The organism is Micromonospora ferruginea (genome assembly GCF_013694245.2).
Lineage (GTDB): Bacteria > Actinomycetota > Actinomycetes > Mycobacteriales > Micromonosporaceae > Micromonospora > Micromonospora robiginosa.
Genome location: NZ_CP059322.2, coordinates 4,021,981 through 4,037,647, shown reverse-complemented (window position 1 = coordinate 4,037,647; position 15,667 = coordinate 4,021,981). Strand labels below are relative to the sequence as shown.

The window sequence follows — 15,667 nt, the reverse complement described above, 5'->3', positions numbered from 1 at the left end:
GTACCGGCCGGCCGGCCGGACCGCCCCGCCGGTCGGACACGCCGGACGACCCGGCGCGTGTCGGTGCGCGCCAGTAGGCTTCCCGACGTGCTGGACACCCTCGACGCGGCCGCGGTGCGCCGCTGGTGCACGAGCGGGCTGGCCGCCCTCCAGCGGCACCAGGGCGAGATCGACGACCTCAACGTCTATCCGGTGCCGGACGGCGACACCGGCACCAACCTGGTGCTCACGCTCACCTCCGCGCAGCAGGCCCTGGCGATGGACCTGGGCACCCTGCCCGACGACGGGCACACCCCGCACGGGCACGCGCTGCGGCTGATGGCGCAGGGCGCGCTGCTCGGCGCGCGGGGCAACTCCGGCGTGATCCTCTCGCAGATCCTGCGCGGCCTGGCCGACACGCTCGGCGCCGCGCCGGCGGTCCGGGGCCGGCAGCTCGCCGGCGCGCTGGCCGCCGCCACCGCCGCCGCCTACGCCGCGGTCGCCCGGCCGGTCGAGGGCACCCTGCTCAGCGTGGTCGCCGCGGCGGCCGGCGCGGCCCAGCGGGCGGACAGCGACGACCTGCGCGCGGTGGCCCGGGCCGCGGCCGAGGCGGCTGCCGTGGCGCTGGCCCGGACACCGGAGCAACTGCCCGAGCTGGCCCGCGCCGGTGTGGTCGACGCCGGTGGGCGCGGGCTGTGCCTGCTGCTCGACGCGCTGGTCGAGGTGGTCACGGGGGAGAGCCCCGGGCAGCCGGCGCCCGCGCCGCCCGCGCTGCGCCGGCCCGCCACCGCGGTCCGGGAGGCCGGCTCCGAGGCGTACGCCTACGAGGTGCAATACCTGCTCGACGCCACCGACGAGGCGGTGGCCCGGCTGCGCGACGAGTTGGCGGCGCTCGGCGACTCGCTGGCGGTGGTCGGTGACGGCGCCGGCACCTGGAACGTGCACGTGCACGTCAACGACGTCGGCGCGGCCGTCGAGGCGGGCGTGGTCGCCGGCCGTCCGCACCGGATCGCGGTGACCCGCTTCGCCGACCAGAGCGCTCCGGCGGCGGCGCGACCGGACGGCCGGGCCGCCGTGGTGGTGGCGACCGGCGCCGGCATCGCCGAGCTGTTCGCCGCCGAGGGCGCCGTGGTGGTCCCGGCCAACCCGTCCACCGGCGAGCTGCTCGACGCGATCCGGGCCACCGGCGCGGCCCGGGTGGTGGTGCTGCCCAACGACCCGAACACGCAGTCGGTGGCGAGCGCGGCGGCGAAGGAGGCGCACGGCCTCGGCGTGAAGGTGAGCGTGGTGCCGACGCGCTCCCCGGTGCAGGCGCTCGCCGCGCTGGCCGTGCGCGACCCGAAGCGACGCTTCGAGGACGACGTGATCGCGATGGCCGAGGCGGCCGGCGCCTGCCGCTACGCCGAGGTCTGCCACGCCGGCCGTGAGGCGCTCACCGTCGCCGGCCCGTGCCGCCCGGGTGACGTGCTGGCCCTGGTGGAGGGCGAGGTGCACCTGATCGGGCAGGACCTGACCGACACCTGCACGGCCGTGGTCGACCGGATGCTCGGCGGCGGCGGCGAGCTGGTCACGCTGCTCTGCGGGGCGGACGCCCCCGCCGGGCTGGCCGACCGGGTCCGCGACCACGTCGAGCGGTCCTGGCCGTTCGTCGAGGTGCAGGCCTACGAGGGCGGCCAGCCGCACTATCCGCTCCTGCTGGGGGTCGAATGACGAGCGAACCGTCGACGGTGGACACCCCGCTGAAGAAGCTGGTGGGGGAGAAGACCGCCAAGGCGCTGGCCGGCCACCTCGACCTGCACACCGCCGGTGACCTGGTCTACCACTTCCCGCGCCGCTACGACGAGCGCGGCGAGCACACCGACATCCGCTCGCTGGACGTGGGGGAGCAGGTCACCGTGCTGGCCCAGGTGCAGCGCACCGCGGTCCGCCCGATGCGGCAGCGGCGCGGCAACCTGCTGGAGGTCACCGTCGGCGACGGCTCCGGCGGCGTGCTCACCTGCACCTTCTTCGGCAACCAGGCGTGGCGGGAGCGGGAGCTGCGCCCGGGCCGGTGGGGGTTGTTCGCCGGCAAGGTGACCGAGTTCCGGGGCAAGCGGCAGCTCAACGGCCCGGAATACGTCCTGCTCGGCGAGGGCGGCGACGGTGAGGCGGCGGCCAACGAGGAGGTCGAGGAGTTCGCCGGCGCGCTGATCCCGGTCTACCCGGCCGCCGCCGCGGTGCCGACCTGGGTGATCGCCCGCTGCGTCCGGGTGGTGCTGGACACGTTCACCCCGCCTGACGATCCGCTGCCTGCCACGGTGCGGGCCACCCGCAACCTCGTCGGCATCGACGCCGCGCTGCGCGAGATCCACCGGCCGACCAGCAAGGAGGCGCTCTACCGGGCCCGTCGCCGGCTCAAGTGGGACGAGGCGTTCGCCGTGCAGCTCACGTTGGTGCAGCGCAAGCACCGGGCGGCGGCGTGGCCGGCGCGGGCCCGGCCGGCGAGGGCGGGCGGGCTGCTGGACGCGTTCGACGCCAGGCTGCCCTACGAGCTGACCTCCGGCCAGCAGACGGTCGGGCGGGAGGTCGCCGCCGACCTGGCCACCCCGCATCCGATGCACCGGCTGCTGCAGGGCGAGGTGGGTTCCGGCAAGACCGTGGTGGCGTTGCGCGCGATGCTCCAGGTGGTGGACGCCGGCGGTCAGGCCGCGCTGCTCGCCCCGACCGAGGTGCTCGCCGCCCAGCACCACCGCGGCATCCTCGACCTGCTCGGCCCGCTCGGCCGCGCCGGTGAGCTGGGCGCCGCCGACGACGCGACGAGGGTCGAGCTGGTCACCGGGTCGCTGGGTGCGGCGGCCCGGCGGCGTGCGCTGGCCGAGGTGGCCGAGGGTCGCGCGGGCATCGTGCTCGGCACGCACGCCCTGCTCTACGAGGGCGTCGACTTCGCCGACCTGGGCCTGGTGGTGGTGGACGAGCAGCACCGCTTCGGCGTGGAGCAGCGCGACGCGTTGCGCGCCAAGGCCGACCAGCCGCCGCACGTGCTGGTGATGACCGCCACCCCGATCCCGCGCACGGTCGCCATGACCGTCTACGGCGACCTGGAGACCTCCACCCTGTCCCAGTTGCCGCAGGGCCGCTCGCCGATCGCCTCGCACGTGGTGCCGGCCGCCGAGAAGCCGGCCTTCCTCGACCGGGCCTGGCGCCGGCTGCGCGAGGAGGTCGGCAAGGGCCACCAGGCGTACGTGGTCTGCCCGCGGATCGGCGAGGGGCCGCAGAGCGACGAGGAGCCGCCCCGGGAGGACGACAACGGCCGCCGGCCGCCGCTCGCGGTCACCGAGGTGGCCCCGCTGCTCGCCGAGGGGCCGCTGCACGGGCTGCGGATCGGGGTGCTGCACGGGCGGCTGCCGGCCGACGAGAAGGACGCGGTGATGCGCGCCTACGCGGCCGGCGACCTGGACGTGCTGGTCGCGACCACGGTGGTCGAGGTGGGCGTCAACGTGCCCAACGCCACCGTGATGATCGTGCTGGACGCCGACCGGTTCGGCGTCTCCCAGCTCCACCAGTTGCGCGGCCGGGTGGGCCGGGGCTCGGCCGCCGGCCTCTGCCTGCTGGTCACCGAGGCGGCCGAGGGGTCGTCCGCCCGCGAGCGGCTGGACGCGGTGGCCTCCACCACCGACGGGTTCAAGCTGGCCGAGCTCGACCTGGAGCAGCGTCGGGAGGGCGACGTGCTCGGCGCGACCCAGTCCGGCCGGCGGTCGCACCTGCGGCTGCTGTCGCTGCTGCGCGACACCGACCTGATCCGGGACGCCCGGGCCGAGGCGATCACCCTGGTCGAGGAGGACCCGGAGCTGGCCCGGCATCCGGCGCTCGCGGCGTCGGTCGCCGCGCTCGTCGACGAGGAGCGGGCGGAATACCTGGAGAAGGGCTGAGTCGTGCCGGGCTAGGCTCCGGCAGATGTCGATCTTTTCGCACGATCGCGGTGTGCTGCTCCTGGCCCGGGGCGACGAGCTCCTGGTGGACCGGGTCGCCGGCGTGGCCGACGAGGTCACCGGCGCGCCCTGCACCTCCGCGACCCGGTTCCAGATCGCCTCGATCAGCAAGCAGATGGCGGCCGTCGCGGTGCTGCTGCTCGCCGAGCGCGGCACGCTCCGCCTGACCGACCCGGTCGTACGGTGGCTGCCCGACCCGCCGCCCGCGTGGTCCGGCATCACGCTGCACCACCTGCTCACCCACACCTCGGGGCTGGGCCACTGGGAGGAGCACCCGGCCGTCGACCTCGTCGCCCCGGCCGAGCCGGACGAGCTGCTCGCCGCGTTCGCGGCCGTGCCGCCGCTGTTCCGGCCCGGCGCGGCGTGGCACTACAGCAGCCCCGGCTACGTGCTGCTGGCCCGGACCGTCGAGCGGGTGACCGGCCGGCCGTACGCCGAGTTCCTCGCCGAGGAGGTCTTCGCGCCGCTCGGCATGACCGACAGCTTCGCCGGGTCCGGTGCCGGGCGACCGGACGTGGCGGTCGGGCACGAGGGCGGGCGGCCGGTGCCGTCGTGGGACCTGGCGACCGTGAGCATGGGCGCCGGCGACGTCTGGTGCACCGGGGCGGACCTGCTCACCTGGCTCGACGTGCCGCGCCGGGGCCGGTTGCTCGGCCCGTCGTCGGTGGCCGCGATGATCGCGCCGCACGCACCGACCGGCCGGCCCGGCGAGGCGTACGGCTACGGGTTCTTCGTCGGCCCGCTGGCCGGCCGGCGGGCGGTCCACCACTCCGGGGACAACGGCGGCTACAAGGCGTTCGCCGCCTGGCTGCCCGAGGAGGACCAGCGGCTCGTGCTGCTGTCCAACCAGGCGGAGGTCAACCCGATGGCGGTCACGTCGGTCCTGGACCGGGCCACCGCCTGACCACGAGACGGCGAGGGCGCGCCGACCCGGGTGGTCGACGCGCCCTCGTGGCGGTTCGGGTCAGGCGGTGAAGCTGATCCGGCGGCGGCGGGCCACCACGTAGAGCACCGCGCCGGCGGCCAGCAGCAGCACCGCGCCACCGGCGATGGCGCCGGCGGCGGGGCCGGTCACCGGCAGGCCGCCGCCCTGGCCGGAGCAGTCCTCCGGCTGGGTGTACGGGATGGTCTCGGAGTCGGCGACCACGTCGTACTTGACGGTCACCTTGAGGCCCCGGTAGGCGTCGAACTCGACCGAGGTGGTCTTGCCCGGCTCGGAGACGAGCTTCTTGGTGACGCCCTTCTCGGTGGTCAGCGTGGCGGTGAAGGGGACGCCCTTCGCCGGGTTCTCCACGGTGAAGGTCATCGAGTCGCAGTCCTGGTCGAGCTTGAAGATCGGCTCGGCCGGCGCGGACGGCGTGGCCGACGGGCTCGGCGGGGTGGACGCGGACGGCGTCGGGGTGGGCTCCGGCGACTCGGTCGGCTCCGGGGTGACGCTCGGCGACGGGGACGGCGACGAGGGCGACGGCGAGGGGCTCTCCGGGACGTCGCAGTCGAGGCTCGGCTGGGCGACCACGGTGCGCTCGCCGTCGTGCGACTCGCGGCCGCGGTCCCAGTGCGCCCCGACGGTCAGCTTCAGCTCGGGGATCGCGCCGGTGAACGTGTGGGTCTGGGTGCCGGTCAGCGGCCCGTCGCTCTGCTTCTTGAGCTCCGCGCCCACGGCCAGGCCGCCGGTGACGTCGCCGGGCACGGTGGACTCGAGCTTGGTGATGCGCCCGGAGATGTCTCGCTCGCTGCTGATCACCGACCAGGTGACGGTGACCGTGCCGTCCTTGGCGGCGCAGTAGCTGCCGGACGGCTCGGGGTGGTGGGCGGAGGCCGGGGCGGCGACGGTGGCCACGCCCGCGAGGCCGATCAGCGCGCCGGCGGTGAGGACGGCGGCACGCCGGAGGTGGAGACGGTTCACGTCTTCTCCTGAGGAGGGGGAGGATGGGAGGGGGCGGCGGACGGCCCGAAATCACGCGTCCGCGCGGCAACCGGGCAGACCCTAGCGAGATCGACAGTGCGGGCGTTACCGCGATCTACGGGTCGTAAAGGGTCCGTTATGAATCCGAGATCATTGATGCACGAGGGGTCACGGTTCGTCGCTCCGGGTGGTCCTCGGGTCCGTTTCCGGCGTCGCGTAGCGTCGGGGCATGCGCAGGGGACGACGGTGACCCGGATCGTGGCCGGCACGCTCGGTGGACGGCGGATCGCCGCGCCGCCCGGCGCCGGCACCCGACCGACCTCGGACCGGGTGCGGGAGGCGCTGTTCAGCGCCGTGCAGGCCGACCTCGACCTGACCGGGGCGCGGTTCGCCGACCTCTACGCCGGCTCCGGCGCGGTCGGCCTGGAGGCGCTGTCCCGGGGCGCGGCCCATGTGCTGCTGGTCGAGTCGGACCCCCGGGCCGCCCGGGTGATCCGGGAGAACATCGCCGCGCTGCGGGCCGCCCCGGCCGCCCGCCTGGTCACCGGCAGGGTCGGCGGCGTGCTCGCGTCCGGGCCGGAGGGCGGGCCGTACGACGTGGTCTTCGCCGATCCGCCCTACGCGGTGCCGGACGCGGAGCTCACCGCGATGCTGGCCGCGCTGGTCGACGGCGGCTGGCTCGCCCCGGACGCCCTGGTGGTGGTGGAGCGGGCCAGCCGCAGCGGCCCGCCCGGCTGGGTGGAGGGCGTCACCGGGGAGCGCAGTCGCCGCTACGGCGAGACCACCCTTTGGTACGGTCGCCGATCATGAGACGTGCGGTCTGCCCGGGCTCGTTCGACCCGGTCACCAATGGTCACCTGGACATCATCGGCCGGGCGAGCCGGCTCTTCGACGAGGTGATCGTCGGAGTGCTGATCAACCAGTCGAAACAGGGGTTGTTCAGCGTCGAGGAGCGGATCAAGATGCTCCGCGAGGTGACCGCCTCGTACGACAACGTGCGGGTGGAGTCGTTCCGCGGCCTGCTCGTCGACTTCTGCCGGGACCAGCAGGCGAGCGTGCTGATCAAGGGCCTGCGCGCGGTCAGCGACTTCGACTACGAGTTGCAGATGGCCCAGATGAACGTCGGCCTGGCCGGCGTGGAGACGCTCTTCATGCCGACCAACCCGCTCTACTCCTTCCTCTCCTCCAGCCTGGTCAAGGACGTGGCCAAGTGGGGCGGCGACATCTCCGCCCACGTCCCCGACCTGGTCCGCGAACAGCTGATAACCCGCCTACGCCCCTAACCCCCTCACTCTCACCACCCCTCCCCGTCGATCTTGCAGTTTCGGCCCGTCGTTCGCCCTGTTCCGGGCGGAATGTCGGGGCAGAAAGTGCAAGATCGACGAGGTGGGGCGGGGACGGGGGCGGGGTGGGGGCGACGCGCCGGGTGGGGGCGGGTAGGGCGCGAGTGGTCGGGGCGCGACATGATGGGGGCAGCGCCGAAACCGGGCGCAGGCCGCATGATGGAGGGCGGCCGACGAAGACGGGAGTGAGGCGCCGGTGGACCCGCTCGATCGCATCGACGAACTGATCGCCATGGTGGAGCAGGCCCGCTCCGTTCCGATGTCGCGCAACAACTGCATGGTCGACCGCGGCGAGATGATCGCGGCGCTCGACGAGATGCGCGCCGAGCTCCCCGCCGACCTGCGCCGCGCCGCCGCGCTGCTGGAGGAGCGGGACAAGATCATGGAGGCCGGCAAGCGCGAGGCCGACCGGATCATCAGCGAGGGTGAGGCGGAACACGCCCGGCTCGTCTCGGTGAACGAGATCACCGTCTCGGCCGAGCACGAGGGCGCCCGGATCATCGCCGAGGCGCGCGCCGAGGCGCAGCGCCTCCGCGAGGAGGTGGACGACTACGTCGACACCGCGCTGGCCAACTTCGAGCAGTTCCTGACCCGGGCGCTGGCCTCGATAGAGCGTGGCCGGGACAAGATGCACGCGCTGCGCGAGATCGGCACCTTCGCGGGGGACGAGGCGGAGCGCCCGCTACCCTTCTGAGCGGCGCACGGGCCGGTCGCCGACAGCCGGCTGCCGTCGCGCCGGGGCGGGGTCCGCCCCCGGTTCGACGGTCCGCCCCCCTGCCAGGTAACCTTTTTTGTCGGCCTCTCACGGCCGGAGTCTGACTATGCCCAAACATTCGCCTCGCCAACTCGACCCCAGGGCGCCGCTGGTCCTCGACACGAGGGACCTGCCGCGTCGCCCTGGAGCGTTGCGTGAGCTCCGGCGGGTCGTGGCGGCACCGGCGGACCTCGGCGTGGAGTTGATCGGCGTGCCGGAGGGCGCGGACCTCGACCTCGACCTGAGGTTGCAGTCGGTGTCCGAGGGTGTGCTCGTCTCCGGAACCGTCACCGGTTCCGCCAGGGGTGAGTGCGGCCGTTGCCTGCGCGAGATCGACGACTCGGTGGTCGTCAACGTCCAGGAGCTGTACGCGTACGAGGACAGCACCACGGACGAGACGACCGACGAGGACGAGGTGGGCCGGATGCAGGGCGATCTGATCGACCTGGAGCCGGCGTTGCGGGACGCGGTGGTGCTCGCGCTGCCGACCAACCCGCTCTGCCGGGAGGACTGCCCAGGCCTGTGCCCCGAGTGTGGGGTGCACTGGGACGATCTGCCGGCCGACCACAGTCACCAGCAGATCGACCCGCGTTGGGCGGGCCTGTCGCAACTGAACCGTACAGAGGAGTAGGAACCGTGGCCGTCCCCAAGCGCAAGATGTCGCGCAGCAACACCCGCGCCCGCCGGGCGAACTGGAAGGCCTCGGTGGTGGCGACCGTTGCCTGCCCGCAGTGCAAGTCGCCGAAGCTGCCGCACGCCGCCTGCTCCGTCTGCGGCACGTACAACGGCCGCCAGGTCCTCGAGGTCTGACCTGGACGCCGAGTGACGCCCCCGACCAGATCTCGGGTGGCGCGCGCACCACGGCCGACGCCCGGTGCCCCGGCTCCCTCCGCCGCCGACCGTTCCCCGGCCGGCGGGCCGACGGAGCCGGGCACCGCGCGGATCGCCGTCGACCTCCTCGGCGGGGACGATGCTCCCGCCGTCGTGGTTGACGGCGCTCTGCGGGCGGTGCGCACCGACCCCGACCTGCGCCTGCTGCTCGTCGGTCCGACCGAGGTCGCCGACGGGCTGATCGGTGCGCTCGATCCGGCGCAGCGCGCCCGGGTCACGGTCCGCCCGGTGCGGACCGCCGTCGGCATGGCCGACCATCCGACCGCCGCCCGCGGCGAGAGTTCCGTCCGCTCGGCCGTGCAGGCCGTCCACGACGGCCTCGCCGACGCCGTGGTCTCCGCCGGCTCGACCGGCGCCACCGTCACCGCCGCCGCGCTCGGCCTGGGCCGCTGGCCCGGGGTACGCCGACCCGCGCTGGTCGCCACGCTGCCCGCGGTCGACGGGCCGGTGGTGCTGCTGGACGTCGGCGGCACGCTCGAACCCGGCCCGGCCACGCTGGCCCGGCACGCCGTCCTCGGCGCCGCCTACGCGGCCGTGGCCCACGCCGTCGCCGCGCCCCGGGTGGGGCTGCTCTCCGTCGGCCACGAGGCGGGCAAGGGCGACCGGTTGCGCCGGGCCGCCGACCCGGCCCTCGCCGCCGTGCCGCTGCCCTGCGGCGCCCGCTACGTCGGCCTGGTCGAGGGGTACGACATCTCCCTCGGCGCCCGCGTCGACGTGGTGGTGACCGACGGCTTCACCGGCAACGTCCTGCTGAAGGCCATCGAGGGCGCGTACGCCATGGCCGGCGGGCCGCCGGCGAACGGCGGCGCGCCCCGCGCGGCGGCCCTGCTCGGGGTGGGCGGCACCGTGGTGGTGTGCCACGGCGCCGCCGGCCCGGACGACGTCGCCTCGGGCATCGCCCTGGCCGCCCACCTCTGGCGTCGCGACGCCACCGGGACGGTCCGTGCCCTGCTCGCCGAGATCCCGCACGATCCCGCACCTGACCGCAACGACACCGAGGTAGCACCATGACCAACGAGAAGCGGCGGCGTGCTCCCGTCAGCCACCTGGAGGCGGCCTTCGGCGTGTCGCTCGACCCGGAGCTGCTGGAGCGCGCGCTGACCCACCGCTCGTACGCGTACGAGAACGGCGGCCTGCCCACCAACGAGCGGCTGGAGTTCCTGGGCGACTCGGTGCTCGGCGTGGTGATCACCACCGCGCTCTTCCACAACCACCCGGACCTGCCCGAGGGGCAGCTCGCGAAGCTGCGGGCCAGTGTGGTCAACATGCGCGCGCTGGCCGACGTGGCGCGCGGTCTCGGCCCGGACGGGCTCGGCGCCTACCTGCTGCTGGGCAAGGGCGAGGAGGCCACCGGCGGCCGGGACAAGGCGAGCATCCTCGCCGACACGTTGGAGGCGCTGCTCGGCGCCATCTACCTCCAGTACGGCCTGGACACCGCCGCCATCGTGATCCACCGGCTGTTCGACCCGCTGATGGCCGAGTCGGCCGGCCGGGGCGCGGCGCTGGACTGGAAGACCAGCCTCCAGGAGCTGACCGCCGCGCTCGGGCTGGGCGTCCCGGAATACCGGATCGAGGGCACCGGCCCGGACCACCTGAAGACGTTCACCGCCTGGGTGGTGGTGGCCGGCAACCGGTACGGCGGCGCGGAGGGGCGCAGCAAGAAGGAGGCCGAGCAGCGGGCCGCCGAGTCGGCCTGGCGGATGCTGACCGAGCAGGCGGAGGCCGAGGCGGCGGCCCGGGTGGCGGCGGCCGACCCGGAGGACGCCGAGGCGGGCGCCGGCCGTGCCTGAACTGCCCGAGGTGGAGACGGTCCGGCAGGGCCTGGCCCAGTGGGTCGTCGGCCGGCGGATCACCACCGTCGAGGTGCGCCACCCCCGGGCGGTACGCCGGCACGCGCCGGGCGGCGCGCACTTCGCCGACGTGCTGGCCGACCGGACGATCACCGACGTCCGCCGCCGGGGCAAGTACCTGTGGCTGCCGCTGGACAGCGGGGACGCGGTGATCGGCCACCTGGGCATGTCCGGCCAGTTGCTGCTGCAGCCGCCCGGCGCGGCCGACGAGCTGCACCTGCGGGTCCGGTTCCGGTTCGCCGACGACGGGCCGGAGTTGCGCTTCGTCGACCAGCGCACGTTCGGCGGGCTGTCGGTCTCCGCCGGCGGGGCGGAGCTGCCCGCCGAGATCGCGCACATCGCCCGCGACCCGATGGACCCGGAGTTCTCCGACGAGGGGTTCGTGGCGGCGCTGCGCCGCCGGCGTACCGAGATCAAGCGGGCGTTGCTCGACCAGACGCTGATCTCCGGGGTGGGCAACATCTACGCCGACGAGGCGCTGTGGCGGGCGAGGCTGCACGGCGCCCGGCCGACCGACGCGCTGACCCGCCCGGCCGCGCTGCGGCTGCTCGGCCACGTGCGCGACGTGCTCGGCGAGGCGATCAAGCAAGGCGGCACCAGCTTCGACGAGCTGTACGTCAACGTCAACGGCGAGAGCGGCTACTTCGACCGGTCGCTGAACGCGTACGGCCGGGAGGGCGAGCCCTGTCCGCGCTGCGGCGCGCCGATCCGGCGCGAGGCGTTCATGAACCGGTCCTCCTACAGTTGCCCGCGCTGCCAGCCGCGCCCCCGGGGCACCCTCCGGGGATGACCCCGAGCCGGTTCGGGGTTGCGCGGGTGTGCCGCACCGGACCGGACCCGGGGGCCCGCCGCAACGTACCCTGAAATGCCCTTTTTGGCGCGACCGGCGCGGCCGGTTCCGGCCGCCCGGTAGGGCCTGCCCCATCGGGGAGGAGCCGGGGCCGTTCCCCGATGTCCGGGCCGCCTCGGCTGCCTAACGTCTCCAGAGGTCGGCACGGGGCCGACGTCTGGAGGGGGAACCCGGATATGGGCAGGCGACCGGTGACCGTGCGGCTGGCGCGGTGGAGTGCGGAGCATCCCTGGCGGGCCATCGCGCTGTGGGTGGTGTTCGTCGCGGTGTGCTTCGTCGGCGGCAACGCCGCCGGACTGAACGAGGCCACCGACGCGGATCAGGCGATCGGCGAGTTCGGCCGGGCCGAGCTGATCGTCGACGGTGGCGGGTTCCACGACCCGGCCACCGAGAACGTGCTGATCACCGCGCGGTCGGGCACGCTGGACCCGGCCGCCGCGAAGGCCGTCGCGCAGGACGCCGCGGACCGGTTGCGGCAGGTCGAGGGCGTGGCGTCGGTGGGTACGCCGATGTCGTCGCGGGACGGGACGGCGCTGCTGCTGCCGATCACGATGGCCGGCGACCCGGAGAGCGCGGGGGACCGGGTGCAGCCGCTGCGCGACACCACCGCCCAGGTGCAGCAGGCGTACCCCGAGCTGCGGGTGGAGCAGGTCGGCGGCCCGTCGATCGACAAGGCGCTCGACGACACCCTGGGCAAGGACTTCAAGCGGGCCGAGCTGCTCAGCCTGCCGGTGACGCTGGCGATCCTGATCATCGCGTTCGGTGCGCTGATCGCGGCCGGCGTGCCGGTGCTGCTGGCGCTCTCCTCGGTGGCCGCCGCGATGGGCCTCTCCACGCTCGCCTCGCACCTGGTGCCGGCGACCGACACCACGGCCAGCGTCATCCTGCTGATCGGCATGGCGGTGGGCGTGGACTACTCGCTGTTCTACGTGCGGCGGGAGCGCGAGGAGCGGGCCAAGGGCCGGTCCGGCCTCGACGCGGTGGAGATCGCGGCGGAGACCTCCGGACACGCCGTGGTGGTCTCCGGCACCGCCGTCATCATCTCGATGGGCGGCCTGCTGCTCGCCCAGGACGCGATCTTCTCGTCGCTGGCGGTCGGCTCGATCCTGGTGGTCGCGGTGGCGGTGATCGGCTCGCTGACCGTGCTGCCGGCGCTGCTGGCGAAGCTGGGCCGCTGGGTCGACCGGCCCCGGGTGCCGCTGCTGTGGCGGCTCACCGCGCCGCGTGGTCACCAGGCACGTCCCCGGTTCTGGCCGGCCGTGCTGCGCCCCGCACTGCGCGCGCCGGTGGCCACGCTGCTGGTCTCGGTCGGGTTGCTGCTCGCCCTGGCCGCGCCCGCGCTCGGCATGAAGCTCAAGTTCCCCGGCGCCGAGGACGTGCCGCGCACCACCCCGGCCATGCAGGCGTACGACCGGCTCACCGCGGCGTTCCCGAGCAACGGCACCAGTCACACGGTGGCCGTGCGGGCGCCCGCCGACCAGGCCGACCGGGTGCGGGCCGCGCTCACCGGCCTGGCCGGCCGGGCCGCCACCGACCCGCTCTTCGCGCCGGCCGAGGGGGACGGCCCGGAGATCAAGGTGTCGGCCGACCGGCGGGTGTCGGTGCTGGAGGTGGCCACGCCGTACGCCAGCCGCTCCGACGAGGCGGCCCGGTCCCTGCACGAGTTGCGCCGTGACCTGGTGCCGGCCGCGCTGGACGGCATCCCCGGCATCGAGTACGCGGTCGGCGGCGGGGTGGCCGCCAGCGAGGACTACGCCGACCACATCTGGGCGAAGCTGCCGGTGGTCGCGGCGTTCGTGCTGGCGTTGACGTTCCTGGTGATGGCCTGGACGTTCCGGTCGGTGGTGGTGGCGCTCACCTCCATCCTGCTGAACCTGCTCTCCGCCGGCGCCGCGTACGGCCTGCTGGTGCTGGTCTTCCAGAGCCACTGGGCGGAGGGGCTGCTCGGCTTCACCTCGATGGACGCGATCGTCACCTGGCTGCCGCTGTTCCTGTTCGTGGTGCTGTTCGGGCTCTCCATGGACTACCACGTGTTCGTGGTCAGCCGGATCCGCGAGGCGGTCGACCGCGGCATGCCCAACCGGGAGGCGGTGGCGCACGGGATCACCTCGTCGGCCGGCGTGGTGACCAGCGCGGCGATCGTGATGGTCGGGGTCTTCTCGATCTTCGCCACGCTCAGCACGATCGACTTCAAGCAGCTCGGTATCGGGCTGGCGGCGGCGATCCTGCTGGACGCCACGATCATCCGGGCGGTGGTGCTGCCGTCGGTGATGACCCTGCTGGGCGACGCGAACTGGTGGGCGCCGCGCTTCCTGCGCCGCCGGGCGGCCACCCCGCCGGCCGAGCCGCCGCCGGCCCCGGCGCCGGAGCTGGTCGGCGCCCGCTGACCGACGGGGGCCGGATCGTCCGGATCCGGCCCCCGTCCGCCCCTCAGCCGCCTCTCACCCGGCATCCAGCCGGCACCCAGCCGGATGCCCCGAGCAGGATTAACGCGCCTGGCGGCGGGGCATCTGGGCCGCCATGGATGAAGAGCTCTCGCCGGAGGCGCTTACGAGTGCTCCGGCCTTCCCGACAGGTCGGAGCGCGTCATGAGCGCCGACGTGCAGACCGGCACCGTACGGACCAACGTCCCGGCCCGCCTCGACCGGCTCCCGTGGTCCCGCTGGCACTGGATGATCGTGATCGGTCTCGGCACGGTCTGGATCCTCGACGGCCTCGAGGTGACCATCGTCGGCAACCTGTCCGGCAAGCTGGCCGAGCCGGGCAGCGGCCTGGACATCACCCAGAGCCAGGTCACCGGCCTGGCCGCCGCCCTCTACGTGGCCGGCGCCTGCACCGGCGCGCTCTTCTTCGGGTGGCTCACCGACCGGTTCGGCCGCAAGAAGCTGTTCCTGCTGACCCTCGGCCTCTACCTGGTCGCCACCGCGCTGACCGCGCTCTCGTTCGACACCTGGTGGTTCTTCCTGTTCCGGTTCCTCACCGGCATGGGCATCGGCGGCGAGTACGCGGCCATCAACTCGGCGATCGACGAGCTGATCCCGGCCCGCCACCGGGGCCGCATCGACATCATCATCAACGGCACGTTCTGGCTCGGCGCGGCGCTCGGCGCGCTGCTGACCGTACCGCTGCTCAACGGCCTGCCGACCAACCTCGGCTGGCGGGTGGCGTTCGGTCTGGGCGCGGTCCTCGGCGTGGTGATCCTGCTGGTCCGCCGGCACGTGCCGGAGAGTCCACGCTGGTTGTTCATCCACGGGCGGGCCGACGAGGCGAACCGTCTCGTCGACTCGGTCGAGGCCGAGGTCGAGCGGGAGACCGGCAAGGACCTCACCGAGGCCGACAGCTACATCGAGATCCGGCAGCGGAAGAGCACGAACTTCCTGGAGATCGCGAAGACGCTGTTCCGCCGCTACCCGAAGCGCGCGACGCTCGGCTTCTCGCTCTTCATCGGTCAGGCGTTCCTCTACAACGCGATCACGTTCGGCTTCGCCCAGATCCTGCAGACCTTCTTCGACGTGCCGCCGGGCAACAGCGGCTACTACTTCGCGGTCATCGCGGTCGGCAACCTGCTCGGCCCGCTGCTGCTGGGCAAGCTCTTCGACACGGTCGGCCGGGTGCCGATGATCGCCGGCTCCTACATCGGCTCGGGCGTGCTGCTGCTCGGCACCGCCTGGCTGTTCCACTCCGGCGTGCTCAACGCGGTGACCATGACCGCGTGCTGGTGCGTGGTCCTCTTCTTCGCCTCGGCCGGCGCCAGCGCGGCGTACCTGACGGTCAGCGAGATCTTCCCGATGGAGACCCGGGCCATGGCGATCGCGTTCTTCTACGCGATCGGCACCGCCGCGGGCGGCATCACCGGTCCGCTGCTCTTCGCCAAGCTGGTCGGCAGCGGCCAGGTGGGGGACACCGTGCTGGCCTTCGCCATCGGCGCCGGCATCATGATCATCGGCGGTCTGGTGGAGCTGGCGCTCGGCGTGAAGGCGGAGGGGAAGTCCCTGGAGGACCTGGCCACCCCGCTCAGCGCCGAACAGGCCGGCGTGCCGGCGCAGCGCGGCCCCGACAGCTCGACCTCGACCACCGGCGCCACCGCCGGCTGACCCCTCGACCGCGACGCCCCCGACCCCGGTCC

The 15,667-nt window shown here is 74.1% G+C and carries 14 protein-coding genes; 13 read left to right on the top strand and 1 reads right to left on the bottom strand.

Translation table 11 applies throughout. The features are described 5' to 3' along the window. Nucleotides 1–87 precede the first annotated feature (87 nt). The 3 genes from H1D33_RS17430 to H1D33_RS17420 are packed head-to-tail and all read left to right on the top strand — an operon-like array spanning nt 88 to nt 4,851. A complete protein-coding gene (locus H1D33_RS17430; protein ID WP_181572135.1) occupies nt 88–1,689 on the top strand; it encodes a DAK2 domain-containing protein in 1,602 nt (533 codons plus the stop codon). Further along, a complete protein-coding gene (gene recG / locus H1D33_RS17425) occupies nt 1,686–3,887 on the top strand; it encodes an ATP-dependent DNA helicase RecG (protein ID WP_181572136.1) in 2,202 nt (733 codons plus the stop codon). The genes H1D33_RS17430 and recG overlap by 4 nt, the downstream gene beginning before the upstream one ends. A gap of 25 nt (nt 3,888–3,912) precedes the next feature. Further along, nucleotides 3,913–4,851 carry a serine hydrolase domain-containing protein gene (locus H1D33_RS17420; RefSeq protein WP_181572137.1) on the top strand — a complete coding sequence of 313 codons (939 nt, stop codon included), beginning with the start codon at nt 3,913–3,915 and terminating at the stop codon, nt 4,849–4,851. Nucleotides 4,852–4,911: 60 nt separating this feature from the next. On the opposite strand, the gene H1D33_RS17415 is transcribed toward H1D33_RS17420, so the two are convergent. Continuing rightward, the gene (locus H1D33_RS17415; protein WP_181572138.1) at nt 4,912–5,853 is read right to left on the bottom strand and encodes a cell wall anchor protein; all 942 of its coding nucleotides are present in this window, start codon (nt 5,851–5,853) and stop codon (nt 4,912–4,914) included. Between the two features lie 246 nt (nt 5,854–6,099). Here H1D33_RS17415 and rsmD point away from each other — a divergent pair, with 246 nt between their 5' ends. The 10 genes from rsmD (at nt 6,100) to H1D33_RS17365 (ending at nt 15,635) form a co-directional block, all read left to right on the top strand. Then, a complete protein-coding gene (gene rsmD / locus H1D33_RS17410) occupies nt 6,100–6,663 on the top strand; it encodes a 16S rRNA (guanine(966)-N(2))-methyltransferase RsmD (RefSeq protein ID WP_181572139.1) in 564 nt (187 codons plus the stop codon). Further along, nucleotides 6,660–7,136, top strand: coding sequence for a pantetheine-phosphate adenylyltransferase (coaD, locus tag H1D33_RS17405; protein ID WP_181572140.1), 477 nt, complete (start codon nt 6,660–6,662; stop codon nt 7,134–7,136). Before rsmD ends, coaD begins: the two co-directional genes overlap by 4 nt. Nucleotides 7,137–7,392: 256 nt before the next feature. Continuing rightward, nucleotides 7,393–7,890, top strand: a complete 498-nt coding sequence (locus H1D33_RS17400; protein ID WP_091064048.1) for an SPFH domain-containing protein — start codon at nt 7,393–7,395, stop codon at nt 7,888–7,890. 127 nt (nt 7,891–8,017) lie between these two features. Next, entirely contained in the window at nt 8,018–8,581 is a 564-nt protein-coding gene (locus H1D33_RS17395; protein WP_181572141.1) for a YceD family protein, read from the top strand. 5 nt (nt 8,582–8,586) lie between these two features. Continuing rightward, nucleotides 8,587–8,760: a 50S ribosomal protein L32 gene (rpmF, locus tag H1D33_RS17390; RefSeq protein ID WP_089156974.1), complete on the top strand. Its 174-nt coding sequence runs from the start codon at nt 8,587–8,589 to the stop codon at nt 8,758–8,760. A gap of 132 nt (nt 8,761–8,892) precedes the next feature. Further along, complete coding sequence (locus tag H1D33_RS17385; protein ID WP_246412195.1) at nt 8,893–9,852, top strand: phosphate acyltransferase PlsX; 960 nt, start codon at nt 8,893–8,895, stop codon at nt 9,850–9,852. Further along, complete coding sequence (gene rnc / locus H1D33_RS17380) at nt 9,849–10,631, top strand: ribonuclease III (RefSeq protein WP_181572143.1); 783 nt, start codon at nt 9,849–9,851, stop codon at nt 10,629–10,631. Before H1D33_RS17385 ends, rnc begins: the two co-directional genes overlap by 4 nt. Continuing rightward, nucleotides 10,624–11,481, top strand: a complete 858-nt coding sequence (gene mutM / locus H1D33_RS17375) for a bifunctional DNA-formamidopyrimidine glycosylase/DNA-(apurinic or apyrimidinic site) lyase (RefSeq protein WP_181572144.1) — start codon at nt 10,624–10,626, stop codon at nt 11,479–11,481. Before rnc ends, mutM begins: the two co-directional genes overlap by 8 nt. Before the next feature lie 236 nt (nt 11,482–11,717). Continuing rightward, on the top strand, nt 11,718–13,928 hold the full coding sequence (locus H1D33_RS17370) for an MMPL family transporter (RefSeq protein WP_181572145.1): 2,211 nt from the start codon (nt 11,718–11,720) through the stop codon (nt 13,926–13,928). Nucleotides 13,929–14,129: 201 nt separating this feature from the next. Next, the gene (locus tag H1D33_RS17365; protein ID WP_181572146.1) at nt 14,130–15,635 is read left to right on the top strand and encodes an MFS transporter; all 1,506 of its coding nucleotides are present in this window, start codon (nt 14,130–14,132) and stop codon (nt 15,633–15,635) included. Nucleotides 15,636–15,667: the final 32 nt, after the last annotated feature.